At 56.1% G+C, this 16,604-nt stretch carries 13 protein-coding genes, 1 tRNA gene and 2 pseudogenes; 9 read left to right on the top strand and 7 right to left on the bottom strand.

Annotation, left to right across the window (positions count from 1 at the left end; all coding sequences use genetic code 11):
• Positions 1 to 459, bottom strand: a 459-nt coding sequence (locus ABYT07_RS12030) for a ParB N-terminal domain-containing protein (RefSeq protein ID WP_372991933.1), incomplete at its 3' end; no start/stop codon positions are given.
• Positions 446 to 1,846, bottom strand: coding sequence for an AAA family ATPase (locus ABYT07_RS12025; protein WP_372991932.1), 1,401 nt, complete (start codon positions 1,844 to 1,846; stop codon positions 446 to 448). The genes ABYT07_RS12025 and ABYT07_RS12030, both read right to left, overlap by 14 nt.
• A 536-nt stretch (positions 1,847 to 2,382) precedes the next feature.
• On the opposite strand from ABYT07_RS12025, the gene ABYT07_RS12020 reads away from it, so the two are divergent.
• The 3 genes and pseudogenes from ABYT07_RS12020 to ABYT07_RS12010 form a co-directional block, all read left to right on the top strand.
• A complete protein-coding gene (locus ABYT07_RS12020) occupies positions 2,383 to 3,564 on the top strand; it encodes a replication initiation protein (protein WP_372991931.1) in 1,182 nt (393 codons plus the stop codon).
• A gap of 540 nt (positions 3,565 to 4,104) precedes the next feature.
• Positions 4,105 to 4,182, top strand: a tRNA-Arg gene (locus tag ABYT07_RS12015).
• Between the two features lie 409 nt (positions 4,183 to 4,591).
• Positions 4,592 to 4,738, top strand: a pseudogene (locus ABYT07_RS12010) (IS3 family transposase); the annotation flags it as partial.
• A 313-nt stretch (positions 4,739 to 5,051) separates the two neighbouring features.
• Here the strand turns inward: ABYT07_RS12010 and trpS are convergent.
• The 3 genes and pseudogenes from trpS to ABYT07_RS11995 all read right to left on the bottom strand — a co-directional run bounded on the left by trpS (position 5,052) and on the right by ABYT07_RS11995 (position 7,961).
• Positions 5,052 to 6,053, bottom strand: coding sequence for a tryptophan--tRNA ligase (gene trpS, locus ABYT07_RS12005; protein ID WP_372991930.1), 1,002 nt, complete (start codon positions 6,051 to 6,053; stop codon positions 5,052 to 5,054).
• Positions 6,054 to 6,595: 542 nt separating this feature from the next.
• A pseudogene (locus ABYT07_RS12000) lies at positions 6,596 to 7,017 on the bottom strand (hypothetical protein); the annotation flags it as partial.
• A gap of 71 nt (positions 7,018 to 7,088) precedes the next feature.
• Positions 7,089 to 7,961: a LysR family transcriptional regulator gene (locus ABYT07_RS11995; protein WP_372991929.1), complete on the bottom strand. Its 873-nt coding sequence runs from the start codon at positions 7,959 to 7,961 to the stop codon at positions 7,089 to 7,091.
• A gap of 90 nt (positions 7,962 to 8,051) precedes the next feature.
• Between ABYT07_RS11995 and ABYT07_RS11990 the strand changes: the two genes are divergently transcribed.
• From ABYT07_RS11990 to ABYT07_RS11965, 6 genes are all read left to right on the top strand, one after another.
• On the top strand, positions 8,052 to 9,503 hold the full coding sequence (locus tag ABYT07_RS11990; protein WP_372991928.1) for an aldehyde dehydrogenase family protein: 1,452 nt from the start codon (positions 8,052 to 8,054) through the stop codon (positions 9,501 to 9,503).
• Positions 9,500 to 10,513: a membrane dipeptidase gene (locus ABYT07_RS11985; RefSeq protein WP_372991926.1), complete on the top strand. Its 1,014-nt coding sequence runs from the start codon at positions 9,500 to 9,502 to the stop codon at positions 10,511 to 10,513. The genes ABYT07_RS11990 and ABYT07_RS11985 overlap by 4 nt, the downstream gene beginning before the upstream one ends.
• Positions 10,514 to 10,577: 64 nt before the next feature.
• Positions 10,578 to 12,098, top strand: coding sequence for a BCCT family transporter (locus tag ABYT07_RS11980; RefSeq protein ID WP_372991935.1), 1,521 nt, complete (start codon positions 10,578 to 10,580; stop codon positions 12,096 to 12,098).
• A 68-nt stretch (positions 12,099 to 12,166) separates the two neighbouring features.
• Positions 12,167 to 13,843 carry a hypothetical protein gene (locus tag ABYT07_RS11975; RefSeq protein WP_372991934.1) on the top strand — a complete coding sequence of 559 codons (1,677 nt, stop codon included), beginning with the start codon at positions 12,167 to 12,169 and terminating at the stop codon, positions 13,841 to 13,843.
• Positions 13,840 to 14,559: a DUF3726 domain-containing protein gene (locus ABYT07_RS11970; protein ID WP_372991924.1), complete on the top strand. Its 720-nt coding sequence runs from the start codon at positions 13,840 to 13,842 to the stop codon at positions 14,557 to 14,559. The genes ABYT07_RS11975 and ABYT07_RS11970 overlap by 4 nt, the downstream gene beginning before the upstream one ends.
• Before the next feature lie 13 nt (positions 14,560 to 14,572).
• A complete protein-coding gene (locus ABYT07_RS11965) occupies positions 14,573 to 14,932 on the top strand; it encodes a RidA family protein (RefSeq protein ID WP_372991923.1) in 360 nt (119 codons plus the stop codon).
• 301 nt (positions 14,933 to 15,233) lie between these two features.
• Here the strand turns inward: ABYT07_RS11965 and ABYT07_RS11960 are convergent, their stop codons facing one another.
• The gene (locus ABYT07_RS11960; protein WP_372991922.1) at positions 15,234 to 16,040 is read right to left on the bottom strand and encodes a DUF2189 domain-containing protein; all 807 of its coding nucleotides are present in this window, start codon (positions 16,038 to 16,040) and stop codon (positions 15,234 to 15,236) included.
• A 101-nt stretch (positions 16,041 to 16,141) separates the two neighbouring features.
• Positions 16,142 to 16,604: sugar nucleotidyltransferase (locus tag ABYT07_RS11955; RefSeq protein ID WP_372991921.1), on the bottom strand; the 463-nt coding region annotated here is incomplete at its 5' end.

The raw sequence follows: 16,604 nt of genomic DNA, 5'->3' as shown, positions 1-16,604 counted from the left end.
GTTCCCGGACCGTGCATAAAGGTTTTGTTGCGCGATCAAGCGGCGATACCCGGATAACAAACCGTATTGTTTGCCAGTGGCGGACCCTTTCAACAAATAGACCTCGATCGGCATGCGCAATCCGTTGGCATTGATCGAAAACTCCAATTCCTCCATCGCGTCTTTGTCGATCACAGTCCGGTCGCGCTGCATGGACAAAGGTTCTATCGCGTCGGTCGGGATTTCAAAGATCAACAAGCCAGCGGCATCAGCATCGCGGAATTTCTGCGCTTCGGCGCTGTCACGGGCACGGGCAGTCCGTTCCTCAGTGCTGCCGCTTTCGTAGGCTTCAGCAGTGTCGGCGGCGACTTGCGCGATAGGGGCAGCAGCCGAGCGGGCAGGGGTTTCGCGGCGAAACTCCTCCTCATACTTGCTCATGTCAGCGGCTGAAGGGGCTTCGAGCTTTCTACGCTTCGCCATTTCCACTCTCCTCTTGTTTCAGCATTTGCAGGTCACGCCACCATGTGCCCAGCACGACCTCTTTGACCTCGGCCCACGTCCGGTCGAATGTTTCGCGGCCGCGGACATAGGTGTCGCGGTTGAATTCACGGTAATCTGCCTCGTATATGCCATTCACTTGCTCGCCCGCTTGGCCAACCATGGCGGTGACTTCCTGTCTGTAGGTGGTCATGAAGTCGCCGAAATAGGCTTGGATGACATTCGCCAAATCCGTTTGCTGGCCCGCATCAAAACGGGTGATCAGGGCGCGTACGGCATCCCATTCGAACTTCATCTCGGGCAGGCCGTCCTGCCGCCTGATGCGATTTTCACCTTCTTCGATACTGGCAAAGGTCGAATAAAGCATATCAAAAAACCGGCCCGTTGAATCAAACTCAAGAAACGATGCGCCAAGCGGCACCAACAAAATGTCAGCCGCGGCCAAAGCGTTGATCGTCAAATAGCCAAGGGCAGGGGGGGTATCGATGAAAATCAGGTCGTAGTCGTCAAGGATCCCTTCGGAGGATAGCGCATTGGTCAATGCGTCCCAAAGCGGCCATGACCGTACCTGCATGCGCCAGACGGGCACCTGAAATTCGGCCCAGTACAGGTTCAGTTGCGCACCAATCAGGTCGATATTGGGCCAGTGCGTCGCTTGGATCAGGTTTCGCGGCGAAACCCCAAGACTTTCCGTCAGGGTTTCGTCAAGCGGCAGTTCGGGTGCCCCGCGCGCTTTGCGCACCGCATTTTCGTCCTGCAAATGTCGGGCAAAATCTTTTGCGAGCATCGGAAAGGCCGTCGACCATTCATCCGCAACCTCGCCCCCCATAATCGAGGTCAGCGAACCCTGGCTGTCAAGATCGATCACCAGAACGCGGTACCCGTCCAGCGCCGCAGACATGGCCAGATGCGCGCAGGTCGACGTCTTGCCGACACCGCCCTTAAAATTCGCGACTGAAATAATCTTGGCGGGCAGCCCTTCGGGGCGCCAAGATTTGTACTGCTTGTTTGACGCACCCTCGGTTGCGAAATGCTCGCGAAGTTTTAACACTTCTTCCAGAGTGAACCACTTTGATCCAGCTTCACCACTGCCTTGTGGAAGGTCAGGATGCGCCTTCAGAACGCGGCGCAAATGCGCGGGGGCCACATCAAGTAGATACCGGCATACTTCCCAAGTTGAAAACTTACGAAGGCGTTTCTTACCATCCGGCGCATACCCGCGTCGTGCCAGGTCATCGCGGCCCTTTGATGCGAAGGCTGCGGCTTTCGCGAATCGCGCTGTATCGATAGGATCGGACAAGCGTGCTGCTGCGGCTTCGGGATCAATGTTGAAATAAGAAGGTGTCGGGGCTTTGGGCGTTGATGACATAAGTCCTCGGGGATGTATGCGAAACGGATGCGTATCACGCAATCTATCGCACATCCCATGCCGATTGTGAATTTGAATTGTAGGTCCCCTTCTTCCTATGAAATTTGGAGATAAGCACAGCCAATATAAGTGTAGAGTCTTTAGTCTCTTTATAAGGTTTACCCCAAATAAGGTGTAATAAAGACAGTTACTTAAGGTCTCTTTGGTGTCTGGATACAGGATAAAGGGTATCCATTCGCAGGGCCAAGGGTGCCCGTTTGCGGGTGATGAGGCGCCGATTCTCGGGAAGAGAGGGGCCAATTTGCAGTAACAGGCTAATCAGACTCTGATTTTGCTATATTAGGCTCTGTCGGTTGACTCTGCCGGAACCGCCATCCCGTAGACTGGTCCCTTTGGCCCGACTCAGTCATGTCATCACCGTCAAATTATAGTTCGCGAAAGGAACCCGTACCAGTCTTGCTCTTGGGTGCCTTTTTCCGCTAACTAGGCATAGGGCAACAGGTCGGGCACATAACCGGTCGCCAAAGGGCAAAGCGATGAAGCGGCAGGATACCGAGATACCAAAGGACAAGCTGACCGGCGCGCTGCGGCGGGGGTCGGTTAAAAAGCATGTGGCGGCGATCCATGTCTCCGGCAAGCTGACGCTGCTTCAACGCAAGTTGTCGAATGTCTTGCTGCTGAATGCATATGACACGCTTACCAGTCAACAGGTCCACATGATCGACGCGCGCACGCTGTGTTTGATGATCGGATATAATTCGAACGATATGGATACGTTGAAACAATCGCTGCGCGGCTTGGCCGAGACCGTTGCAGAGTGGGATATGCTGGATGAAAAGGGCCAGCAAGAATGGGGCGTCTCAAGCTTGCTGAGCTATGCGCGGCTGAAGGGTGGGGTGTGTGAATACGCGTATTCCCCCGCATTAGCGTCTAAACTGAATGACCCTAAGGTATTTGCCTTGATCAATCTTAATATCCAGCGACGGTTCACGTCGGGCCATGCGCTGGCGCTGTATGAGAACTGCTATCGGTTTGTACGCACCGGCAGCACCGGCTGGTGGTCGCTGGATCTGTTCCGGCGGCTGATGGGGGTCGAGGACAGCGCATATTATTCGGTCTACAAGCAGCTGAACGCAAAGATCATCAAACCGGCTGTGAGCGAGGTAAACAAAACCTCGAATATTGTCATCACGCCGGAGATACGCAAACGGGGGCGTGCGGTTACGGACATTCGGTTCAAGATTGCCGAGAACCCGCAGCTTGCGATCCTTGATCTGGATGACGGGGCAGGGGTGCGCAAATCGGATGTCTATAGCCGGTTGCAGGCGCTTGGGGTCAGCGACCGGCTGGCGCGGCAATGGATCGCCGAGCATGGCGAAGATCACGTCGGCGACAAGATCAGCTATGTCGCTGGTCAAGAGGGTGTTCAGAACCCGGTTGGGTATCTGACTGCGGCGCTGCGCGATGATTTCAAAGCTGAGACACCAGTTGTGATTCCCTCAAGCCCGCGTGCGAAACTGTTGGCACGCGTGCGTGATCTGGTGGCGGCACGCACGCCGACACAGCGCGATGCGGATAGGCGGCTGTTTATGTCGATCATCACCAGCGCCGATGCCCGCGCCGATTTTGAACGCCACGGCTGGATGTCAGCACTGAACACTGCCGCGATAAAGGCATTTTGGGAAGACCTGCAGCCGGGATCGTTTGATGATATCTAGCTGCGACCAGCCGGCGTGAAGGGGCTGCTATTCCGGTCAGATCCTGCTGGTCGCAAGTTGCGATAGGACAGGAATAATTTTGTGCCTTACTGGTACCCTGTCTAGTTCATGAGGTTGGCACCTATTGTAACCTGAATGCACTCCCGAATCCGCACCCACGTAAAGTGGTAGGCTAAAATCTGCGGCGTCTAATCGGCTTTTCATCAATATTTGGCTTTGAAGTCGGTGGGACAGCAGATTAGGAAAGAACCTGAGTGGTTTGAATAAACCGTTCGCGCGCGGCTCAGTAGCTCAACTGGATAGAGTGTAAATAACCCCCTACCAACTACCGTGTGTGTAAGTCTTTGAGATAAAACTGCATTTTAGATGGTATGCATACCATGTCGGCGCCAAGTCTCAGGTCATCTGGATGAAGAGATTGTTAATACTATGTGCATCTATCTAATTGGAATAGGACGATTTTATACTCGGTAGGCATCCCAAAAATTTACCAAGTTGACAAAGTTGGGGGATTTGACCGATACCCTCGACACTACGTGCGGGCCGTTAGCTCAGCTGGATTAGAGCAGGGAACTTCTAATTCTCAGGTCGGGGGTTCGAGTCCTCCACGGCTCGCCAACTTTTCTATCTGTAGATGAGGCATAAGTGTGCGCAATAAGCCCCTTTCTCGTGCGCACCCCTGTCAAGAAATACTCTCGAAAATTGCGCAATTTTACTTACTGCATTGTATTTAATGGATTTCTACATTTCCCTTGGAATCCTGTATGGATTCTTCGGGAAATAGGGACAGCCACGCACCCTCGCATGACTGGATTGCGTAGGGCCCGCGACACAAAGGTTTCTCCGCGGAACTGCATCCTTACATTTCCGGCTTGGACCCCGGTCCAAGATAACATTTCACCTAACTGTTGCGGATAAACACCAAGTATCTCACCACGCATCACCGACCCCACCTAAGACACGTCGCTAACGACGTCGTTAAACACGTGCCTTAGCAAATCATCCGGAAATCAGGCAGGCGGCCACAATGGAGGGGTTACAGCTGGTCAAAAATATCCACCGCAAGACCCGCCAAGCCTACTCGGCTTAGGAAAAGATCCGCATTGTTCTAGCCGGATTGCGCGGGGAGGAAAGTATCTCGGCGTTATTTCGCCGCGAGGGTATGGGCGCATCACATCGATGCCTCAAACGGTGTATGAACCAGATGCTCTCAGGTTTCGCCTTCATCGGATCGCACAGCGGCTGCAAGCGCCTGAATGCGCTTTGAGGCCCCTTGTAGCGAACCCCCCGCAAGCGACCGCCGTTGGAGCGCGCCATGTCGGCGTGCGAAACCTCTCCGGAAGAAAGTCTCACTTCATCTTCTGCACGCGCGACAGCTTTTTCCGCTGCGCGTTCTCGGAACGAAAATCTGGGCACCTTGGGTTTCATAATGTAAATCTCTCACCGGCGTTTATCATAAAATTTGATGTCTTCCACCGCCAGCCGACCTACAACTGGAACAGTCCGAGAGCTTCAATGACTTCCCGTTTTGTTGCTTCGGTGCGTTCGCGGGCAATCTCGGTGCCTTGGCGGATCGTGTCCAGAACATACCTTTGATCTGTTGAAATTTCCTCGCGGCGCTTACGGATCGGGGCAATAAGAGCCTGCAGGATATCTTCCAGCCGGTTCTTGATTTTTCCGTCCCCCAGCCCGCCACGTTGATAGTGCGATTTGAGTTCCTCCAACTCCGCCTTGTTTTCGTCAAAAGCATCGAGATAAGTGAACACCACGTTCCCTTCAATCTGCCCCGGATCTTTGATCCGCAAATGTCCAGGGTCGGTGAACATGGCCCGCACGGCCGCACGTATCATGTCGGAAGAGGCCGAGAGCGGGATCGCGTTACCGCCCGATTTTGACATCTTGGCCTTGCCGTCGATGCCCGGCAAACGCCCGGCTTCCGGAATGACCGCCCGGGCCTCGGGGAGCACGGCCAACCCCGCAGTTGCATTTACACGGCGCACGATTTCGTTGGTTTGCTCAATCAGAGGCGCCTGATCTTCACCTACGGGTATCACAGTCGCCTTGAAAGCCGTGATATCAGCGGCCTGCGCTGCTGGATAACACAGAAAGCCTGCTGGGATATCCCTACCGAAGCCCCGTGCACGGATCTCATCCTTGATCGTTGGGTTGCGTTCCAGACGAGCGACAGTGACAAAGTTCAGATAAAGCATCGAGAGTTCGGCAAGCGCGGGAAGATGGGATTGCAGGCAGATTGTCGTTCGATTCGGGTCGATGCCGACAGCGAGATAATCCAAAGCGACTTCGACAACATTGCGGCGCACTTTCGCGGGATCATTTGCATTGTCAGTCAAAGCCTGCATATCCGCCAGAAGGAGAAATTGTTCGTGGCTTTCTTGATACCGGAGCCGGTTAGAGAGTGAGCCAGCGTAATGGCCAATGTGCAGGGGTCCGGTTGGACGGTCGCCAGTCAAGATAACAGGTTTGTTCACGTGCGTGTCCTCATGAGGAAGAGGTGCCGCATCAGGAGCCGTGGAAAACAAAAAAGGCCGCCCATGCGGCAGCCTCGGAATCATTGAAATTGTCCGGCCGCCTTAGAAAGGGGCCGACCACCAGGAATTTGCGATGATGATAGTGTTTTCCATCGCATTGCATTTAGTGCACGAAATCAAAGCCGTCAACTCGGTGTCTGCTCAGAGTCGATCGAATTCGCAGAACACCTTCCCTCAGAACCCCCTGTTCCATAAATAATGTTTGCAATGGCCTGCATTTCGAGAACCATGTTCCGTCTTTTGAACGCCTTTTTTGGGTGGCGGAGTTTTTCAACAAAATTGGCTCTTTGCCGCGGTTCGCTGCACCCTGCGCGAAGGTCCGGGTTGTCTCCATGATCTTGCCGGGTCCAGCGCTTCCCCAGCCACGCTGTGATCCGATAGCCAATCGAAATATTGGTCAGCAAAGTTCGGCCAACATTGAATGAGACGCGATGATGTGCGTGCCCGTTCTGGCCAACGATGCGACCCTTGTTCCAAGCGGGGCGAAGTGCGCGAAACCGCGTCGTGCTGACATTCATAACACGACACATCCGACCGATGGCAAATACGGATTGGTGCTCTTTCCCTCTCGTGCATGAACCCAAACCTCATGGCTTTTGGCTCGCGAAGAACACCGTCGCCTTTTTTAAGATTTCTCTTTCCTCCTTGAGAATGCGGTTCTCGCGGCGCAGCCGGTCATTCTCTTGAATGAGGCTCAAATCCTCTTTCGACACCACGTCCGTTTCTCGGTTTGCTGTGATCCACTTGTTCAGCGTCGACATGCCGACACCCACCTTCTCGGGAGATTGCTGCGCAATAACCTGTCAGGCAATGAACCATCAGCCACCTGCCTGCGCGTCAGCCCACTGGTCAACGCGATCCGCACAGCGTCCTTGCGGAATTCGTTCGTCCGTTTCAGGCCCATAGTCAGTCTCTTTTGTTGCAATAAATGCTATCAAAGGAGCGGCATCAAACCGCGACAGGTCCAAAGCTGCCCTAAGTATCGCCAAGCAGAGACCAGAAAGTCTCGATAGCAACGCTTTGGCAATCACTTCCCTGCCGTATTTTTCTAAGCTCGCGGCGACTGATCGGGCTGGATGGTGCAAAGAATTCGACACCATCTGGTTGGCTCTTTACCGCTTCAAACGGCAGGATGCTCGCACCAAAACCGCGACGGACAAAGGACAGAATTGCCGTTGTATTGCGTGCCTCCAGCGTGCTGCTGGCCATCAATGTGTCGACCAATGGATCGTCGACAAGGCGGCACAGCGGGTTGGCAATCAGCGGCTCCAACGACAGCAAGTTCCAGTCCGAGGAGCCACCTGCGGACAAATGCGCCGTGTGGAGCGGTCCGCCTTCCGCACACACGATGCCCAGATCGTCGCACAAAATCAGATCCCCCTCTGATGTTTCGCCTGGACGGGCTGAAACGATCCCGATGTCCGCCTCATCGCGCTGGACGCGACGACGCACGGCGGGGGTATCAACATCGCTGATTTCGATACGAACATCGGGGTGAGACTTGCGAAAAACCTCGATCACATCCGGTAGCAACGCCACCGTCGCCGAAGGCACCGCAGCAATGCGCAGGATGCCACCGGTCGAAATGGCATGACGGCGGATCGCCTGAGCGCTTTTGTCGAAAACATCTGTGGCTCTACAACTCTCTTCCAGCACCAACTGACCCAGCGGCGTCAGGCGGTTTTTCCGGTCCGTCTCGAATAGCGGCGCGCCGATTTCGTCCGCCAGCTGCGCAAGTGTCATGGATATCGCAGAGGGGGTTCGGTTCAGCTCTCGGGCTGCAGCGGCGAGTGTGCCAGTCTCCGCCACTGTTCGAAATACCCGTAACATCTCTAATTTCATCGACATTCAGAAAACCTGTAATTTTATTCAGAATTTCCAGAATGACTGAATCGTTAGATTAAGTCTAGGTGACGCAAAAGCAATCAGGAGATGACCATGACCGAGCGCACTCAAATTTACATCGACGGCACCTGGACAGACGGCGCATCGACCATCGAGAACCGCAATCCGTCGGACACCTCTGATCTGATTGGGCGCTACGCGCAGGCGGATGCATCCCATCTGGACGCAGCCCTTGCTGCGGCACGGCGGGCGCAGCCCATTTGGTGGGCCGCCGGCATTCAAAAGCGCCACGATGTTCTGATGGCGATCGGCACCGAATTGATGGCCCGCGCCGATGAAATCGGGCGGTTGTTGTCGCGCGAAGAAGGCAAGCCGCTGGCCGAGGGCAAGGGCGAGGTTTATCGCGCAGGCCAGTTCTTTACGTATTTCGCAGCCGAGGTCCTGCGTCAGCACGGTGATCTGGCCGAAAGCGTGCGCCCAGGCATTGAAATCGACGTGCGCCGCGAGCCTGTCGGTGTTGTCGCCATCATCAGCCCGTGGAACTTTCCCGTCGCGACTCCGGCTTGGAAAATTGCTCCCGCCTTGGCCTTTGGGAACGCGGTCGTTTGGAAGCCTGCGAATGTGACGCCCGCCAGCGCCGTGGCGCTGACAGAGATCATCGCACGGCAGGATATCCCCAAAGGGCTGTTCAACCTTGTGTCCGGTCCGGGCCGCGACGTAGGACAGCGGCTTGTGGAGAGCGATCAAGTTGATGCGATCAGCTTTACAGGGTCCGTTTCGGTTGGGCGCGGCATCGCTGCTGCTGCAATTATGAACATGACCAAAGTTCAGATGGAAATGGGGTCGAAAAACCCGTTGATCGTCATGGATGATGCAGATCTTGATCTGGCTGTTGTTCATGCTGCTGGTTCGGCTTTTGGTGGAACGGGCCAGAAATGCACTGCCGCCAGTCGCTTGATCGTGCATGCCTCTGTCCATGATGCGTTTGTGGAAAAACTGGTTGCGGCGGCCAAAGCGCTAAAGGTTGGCCACGCGCTTGAGGATGGGACCCAGATAGGCCCTGTTGTTAGCGAAGGCCAGTTGGCCCAGAATCTCGGATATATCGAGACTGGAAAATCCGAGGGCGCTGAACTGCTGTGTGGCGGTGAGCGTTTGGAGCGGGCGACGGACGGCTACTACATGGCTCCGGCCGTTTTTGCGAGCACGCGCAACGACATGCAGATCAACCGTGAAGAGATGTTTGCCCCAATTACCTGTGTACAGAAAGCAGACAGCTATGCCGAGGCGCTGGCGCTTGCCAATGACACGCAATTCGGTCTGACAGCGGGCATTATGACGCGCTCCTTATCGCGGGCCAGCCACTTTCGCGCGAACATGCGCGCGGGTTGCGTCATGGTAAACCTGCCGACTGCGGGCACGGATTACCATGTGCCCTTCGGCGGGCGCGGTGCCTCCAGCTATGGGCCGCGGGAACAGGGGTCTTATGCGGCTGAATTCTACACAACCGTCAAGACCGCTTATGTATTCGCAGGAATGCCCGAATGAGCTTTCTGATTGACGGTCTGCAATACGCCAACTGGTCGGAAAAGATATTTCGCCAAATGCGGGAGGGCGGCGTGGATGCGGTTCACGTCACGATCACCTACCACGAGACGTTTCGCGAAACGGTTCTGGTCATCGAGAAATGGAACCGGTGGTTCGAAAAGCATCCCGATCTGATCTTTCAGGGCCGCACGGCTGCGGACGTTCAACTGGCCCGCGACACCGGGCGCACGGCAGTTTTCTTTGGCTCGCAAAACCCGTCATGCATCGAGGACGACATCGGTCTGGTCGAGGTCATGCACACGCTGGGTCTGCGGTTCATGCAACTGACCTACAACAATCAGTCCTTGCTCGCGTCGGGGTGTTACGAGGACGAGGATACCGGCCTGACCCGTATGGGCCGCGCTGTGGTCGCAGAGATGAACCGCGTTGGCCTCGTGGTCGACATGAGCCATTCCGGTGAACGCTCTACGCTGGATGCCATTGAACATTCGACACGCCCTGTTGCGATCACGCACGCCAACCCGTCCAGCTGGCACGCGGCCTTGCGCAACAAATCCGACGATCTGCTGCGGGCGCTTGGGCAAAGCGAAGGGTTTCTAGGGCTATCGGCCTATCCACATCACCTTAAAGGCGGCAGCGGTTGCACGTTGCAGTCCTGGTGCGACATGGCCGCCCTAGCGGTTGATCTGGTCGGTCCGACGGGTGTCGGGATCGGCACGGATTTGTGTCAGGACCAGCCGGACAGCATCGTGGAATGGATGCGAGTCGGGCGCTGGACCAAGACGATTGATTACGGTGAAGGCAGCGCGGCGAATGCGGGGTTTCCCGCGATGCCTGACTGGTTCCACGACAACCGCGATTTGGCAGGGCTGCGCGCAGGTTTGCGCGCTGCCGGGTTGGACGAGGCAATAACAGATGGCGTGATGGGGAATAACTGGCACGCCTTCTTCGAGAAAAGCTTCGGGGCACAGGCTGCGCCCCCAGCCATATTAGACCGCGTTGCCGAATAGGGCGCGGGGCACAAAAGTTCAGGGAGGAACGCAAGTGACCACACAGACTAAGCCGCTATCAAGCATGATAGATAAGGCGCTTTTTGCGGTAACCGGAGGGTTTATCGCACTGTTCTGCGCTTATGCGCTGTTCGATATTGAAGGGCTGTCCGCGCTCGTCGATGCCAGCTTTGGTTTTTCGGCGCGCTATTTCGGGCTGTATTGGCAGGTTCTTTTGCTTGCGACATTTCTGATTGGCCTGCTTCTATGCGTTCTGCCAGGAAGCAAGACGGTGATGGGCGGGCTGGCCACACCGGAATTCAAAATGTTCAGCTGGGGTGCCATGATCATGTGTACCCTGCTTGCTGGGGGCGGCGTGTTCTGGGCAGCAGGAGAGCCTATCGCGCACTTCTTGTCCACACCACCCGTTTTTGGCGATCTGTCAGAAGATACTGCCGCGCGGGCAAATGCGGCTCTTGCCCAGAGCTTTCTGCACTGGGGCTTTCTGGCTTGGGCCATCCTCGGCTCTTTGACGACCGTGATGCTGATGCACTACCACTATGACAAGGGCCTGCCGTTGGCACCGCGCACCTTGCTGTACCCATTGTTTGGAGATCGTGCGCTGCATGGGCCGATTGGTCTGATTGCAGATGCATCCTGCGTCATCGCTGTGGTTGCCGGCACCGTTGGGCCGATCGGCTTTCTCGGGTTGCAGATGTCCTATGGGCTGAATGCACTCACGGGTATTCCAGACAACTTCGCAACTCAGGCCATCGCCGTTATGGCGCTTGTTGCGGTCTATACAATTTCGGCGATCACGGGCTTGGCCAAGGGCATTCAGCTTTTGTCGCGGATCAACGTGATCCTTGCGATTGCTTTGCTGGTGTTCATGCTTGTCGCGGGCCCCACCACCGAGATTTTCTCGGGTTTCTTTGGCGGCATGAAGGTTTATCTGTCTCATTTCTTCGACATGACGCTTTATCGTGGCGATTCAGGCGTGTTCGGCGATCCTGGCTGGTTGGGCTGGTGGACCGTTTTCTTCTGGGGTTGGTTCATGGGTTACGGGCCGCTGATGGCGATCTTTATCGCACGCATCAGCCGTGGGCGCTCGATCCGCCAGATCATCATCATGCTGTCCATCGTTGCTCCGATCCTGACCAACTTTTGGTTCACAATCATCGGCGGGTCCGGCATTTTCTTCGAGATTGCACAGCCCGGTGTCATCTCTGGTCCGTTCGAGGGGTTCAACCTGCCCGCCGGCCTACTGGCGATTACGCAGGCGATGCCTATGGGTCTGATCCTGTCGATCCTGTTTCTGGTGCTGACCATGTGTTTTGTCGCCACCACCAGCGACTCGATGAGCTATGTGATCGCTTCGACGATGTCCGAAGGTGAGCCATCGGCAAGCCTGCGTGCCTTCTGGGGTATTGCGATGGGTGTTATGGCACTGATCCTGATCTCGACCGGCGCGGGCGGCATCGGCAAGCTGCAAAGCTTCATCGTGGTGACAGCCGTGCCAGTCTCGCTGATCCTGTTGCCATCCCTTTGGGATGCGCTGCGCATCACCTTGATGCTGGGCCGCGAAGCTAAGGTAGCCCACGCCTGAGGCAATATGGCGTGGCAGGTCTTGTGCTTGCCACGCCTTTCTCACTCTGACCGACTGGAGTACCAATGATGTCCCCATCTGCTCATAATACGACCTCGCAAATCGCGCTGTTCCGCCGCCCCGCGTCCGAGGTCATGCACCTTGAACGGATGGGCTGCAGCCACCCGACGCGCCTGTCTTTCTTGCGTACGATGTTGCGCCGGTTGCGTCGTGAAAACTGGAAAGTGGATCGCCCCGTTTGGGATGTGGACGCTACAGGCAGCGGCCATGCGGTGTACCGCACCCGCTGCGGTGAACGTACCTACAGTCTGGTGGCCTTCGCACATGATTTGCCCGAAGGCATGCGCTCTGATCGGGTGATTGCGACCGCTTGGGATGCCACCTTTACCCTGTTTGACGGGGAGCCGACACAGGCTGATATCGATCGCCTGCGCGACAATGTTCCACTTCAGGAAGCAGGTCGTATCAGCACGCGTGAACTGACGCTGGCACGTGCCAACCGGTCTGTTCGCCTGTTTCACCATGTGGTTGATGCCTTGTCGCAAGGTCGGCAACCTGACCCCGCCGAAATCGCGGATATTGGATATCTGATGCGTACGACTGCCGTGTACGGCTCGGGCAAATTCGGGGCTGCCGACCGCTCTGATATTGCCGACCGCCCTGAACTGGCGGCCCCGTTTCAGGTCGAAATGCTGACGGTCTGGTTAATTCGCGCTTTTACCGTGGATATCGTCGAACACATGGCGGTGGTCAAGGGAGGTGATCGCGCGGTCCGTCTGGATCGCGACCTGCGCCGCACTCTTGGCGTTGGCAATTCGACGGGCCTTGGCATGGCACCTTTTATTGTGCGTCACCCCGTTTTGCTGAACAATTGGATGATGGCACGCGAGGAAGCTTTGGCCCGCGTGCGTGCGCAAGCCAGTGCAACGCAACCGGCAATCGCCGGGCTGCGTGTGGCCCTTGATGCGGCCACCCGGAATGCGAACGTCTGGACATCGCAACATCCTGTGCAAGTCCCCAAACTGGCAGCGCTCCGCGATGATCTGCGGCTATTGTCAAAGACGGTGGACACCTGGGATTTCGATCAACCGCTGCCTTGGGATGCGCTTTGGTGCTGGAGCACCGATGCCTTGTCCTTTGAAGGTCAAGAAGCGCTGTTATCGATCATGCTGGAACCACATGGTGACCTTGTTGATGACCTTGCCGATTGCATGGCCGCTGATGAGGCCCCGTCGTTCCGCATTGATGGCGCGATGCGTGTCCGTTATGTGCGGGCGATCCTGAAAGAGAATTACGGCTGGGCGTTGTCGATCGACTTTTCGACTCCGGAAAACACGGCGCGCTTTTGGTACGTATCCGAAGAAAAGCTCGAACCACGCTTGGGGGAACGGGCGAACGAAGACGGGGCGACGCTGGAACAGCCTTTGTGCATCGCCCGCCTCGCATCCGAGTTGGACGAGACCTTGCAGGACCATGACGGTGAGGAACCTGTCGCGGCTGTCCTGCTGGCTCATCCCGAACACCGCTACATGGTCAGACGGGTTCAAATCGCACAGAACCATCCCTTCGCCGAGGTCCACGACAACTTGATCGCCGCCGCTATGCTGCCCATCGACCTGCTGCGTTGCAAACTGTCATTCTTTGGCGCGACGCGGTTCGATCCCAGATCAGACCGCTGGGTGCGCATCAACCTGTTTCAGGGCGCACCCTTTCCCGACGAAATCGAACAGGAGGGGCTGCAATGACGACTGCACCGCATGATCAGACGCGCGGGGATTCCACGCCTTACATCGAAGACGGTGCATCGGCGTTCCTGTCGCGCAACGAAGTCGCATCCCTTTGCATGAAAGCCGCGCGCGGTGCAGGGATGAGTTGGGGGCTGGCCGAAGAGGCGGGGTTCGCTGCAGCATGGCTGGTTCAGCACGGCATCAACGGGCCAAGTCATCTCTATGCTCATCTCGATCAGGCGCAGGGTCGACCATGGAGCGATTTGTGCCCGACGGTAACGCCGGGTGCGTGGCAGGCTCCGGTGGGCCGTGCACTATGTCCAATCGCTTTGGGTGCCACACTTTGCGATTATGCGGGGCTTCCCGAAAGCATCCAAGCCGGCTCGTCCCTCAAGATCGGCAAGGTCGATCACCCCATACTCCTGATCCCGTTCCTCGCGGCGATAGCTGTATCACAAAGCATCTTGTTCGATATCGCGTGGGCAGGTGGAGCGGCACATCTTGATGGTGGGTCCGAAGCCCTTTTGAAGGCCGCAGCCGCGCTTGACGGGCAACAGTTGGCCATCACGCTGACTGCAAGCTTCGGCAATCCACAGGTCGCGTCAGCAGGCAAACTGCCCAGCATTTCTGCCGATGTCATTTCAGCGCTGAATACGCTGGCGATGCGCACGACAGTTCCATCATCCGAAAGCTCCCGTGCGGGTGCCGGATCAACAACCTCAGACAACGACTGAAAAGGATAGCACTTTGACCCTAAAACGCCTTAAACCCGGCCCCCGTATGAGCGAAGCCGTTTGCATTGGTGACATCGCATTTCTTGCCGGGCAGGTCCCGGATGATCTTGGGGCTGACATCACCGAGCAGACCAAGCAGGTCTTGGCAAATATGGATGCTGTCGTCAAAGAATTGGGTGCCAGCAAAGCCGACATCGCGTCTATTCAGGTCTGGCTTGCCGACATGTCGGATTTCCAAGGTATGAATGCCGTATGGGACGAGTGGGTGGACCGTGTTTCCCCACCTGCGCGCGCAACCGGCGGCGTCGCCTTGGCCCGCGCCGGCATGCGGGTGGAAATGATTGCGGTCGTGGCTATGCCAAAATCCGTCTGAGCCTTTCAAAGCGGGGTAACAGTCTTGGGTTACTCCGCTTTTTGAACAACATTCAGAACGGGTTACCTAAACGGATCTTACCGTTCCCGCGCATTTGAGATCGTCGCAGATGTAATCTTTTTGACTTGCGATTTTGAGAAAGCAGCCATTGGCGCAGGCGCAGCGAATTCACAGTTTGTCCGCTTATAGGTGACGCGCAGCAATCATGCTATGGTCCGAGTGTGCACGTTTATGCTCTATTTAAAGCATGCTGACGGTTGCAGCACTTTACATCCAGAATACGATCGATGAACGCCTGATCCTAATCCTCTGGCACAACCAGCAAGTGATAGAGGTGCCATGTGGCGTGGCCCAGCAAGGGCAGCGTGATGAACAACCCAAGGAAAGCGGGCAAGAGCGATAGCAATGTTAGCGCCGCGATAAATACTGCCCAACCCAGCATCACGGGAAAATGAGATGCCACATATGAAAAGCTGGATGCCATCGCTGTGACAAAATCTACCTCGCGGTCCAGCACCATCGGGATCGCCAGAACAGTGATCATGTACAAGAAAAGTGCAAAGATCGCTCCGACGGCGCTGCCCATCCCCAGCATGGCAAGGCCATTCGGGGTCAGAAACACCTCGGGCGAAGAAAAGATATTTGCCATGGGCGATAATCCCAGAAACAGCGCGAATATCATATGACCAAGGAAGAACCAGAATAGAAAGATGACGATGGTAATCGCCCCGATCATCGGCAATGACCGTTTGCGCTGCAACAGCACTACGCCCAAAATGCCAGACCAGCTTAGTTTTTCTTGGGCCTGCAATTTTCGCGACACTTCGTACAGGCCTACGGCGACAAACGGACCGATTAACGGAAAGCCGAAAACCGCCAGCACCAACCAGAACGTCGTGCCGGTCTGCAGTGTGATCCATGTCATCATCCATGCGGCCAACACATAGACCGCAGAAAAAACCGCCCCATAAATCGGCGCGCGTCGCAGATCCGCCCAGCCAAGTCGAACGGCATTTGACAGATGCGCCACAGTGACCGGCCTGAAGGCTGGGGCACCTGATGATGGTGCGCGGGGGGCGGTGTTTTGATCTGGCTTGGTGTTGTCCACGATTGGCCTGCCCCTTTTTCGTTCATGATGCATAATTATGATGGTTATTGCACAGAAGGGTCTTTGACTTGGATCAAGTTAAAAGCGGGCTGAATTCTGCGTTACTTCATGAGCGCTTCTAGATATACGCCATAGTCGTTTTTAGCGAAGAGCTTTGCGCGCTCAGTCAGTTCAGTCTTGCTGATCCAACCTTGGTTAAATGCGATCTCGTCGGGGCTGCCGGTTTGCAGGCCTTGGCGGGTTTCCAACGTGCGCACAAAGTTGCCGGCGTCCAGCAGGCTGCCGTGGGTGCCGGTATCGAGCCAGGCATAGCCGCGGCCCATACGTTGTACGTTTAACAACCCGTCGTGCAGATAGGTTTCGAGCAGGGTGGTGATCTCAAGCTCTCCGCGAGGAGAGGGCTGCACCGTCTTGGCGCGCTCGGAGGCGGAACTGTCGAGGAAATAGAGGCCAGTGACGGCGTAGTTCGACGGTGGCACGGCGGGTTTTTCGATGATCTGGCGGGCTTGGCCACTTTCGTCAAAATCCACCACACCATAGCGTTCAGGGTCGGATACGCGGTAG

The organism is Sulfitobacter sp. (assembly GCF_041552635.1).
Classification (GTDB): Bacteria; Pseudomonadota; Alphaproteobacteria; order Rhodobacterales; family Rhodobacteraceae; genus Sulfitobacter.
Note: the sequence above shows the minus strand (reverse complement) of the source record. Positions and strands in the feature narration are given on the sequence as shown.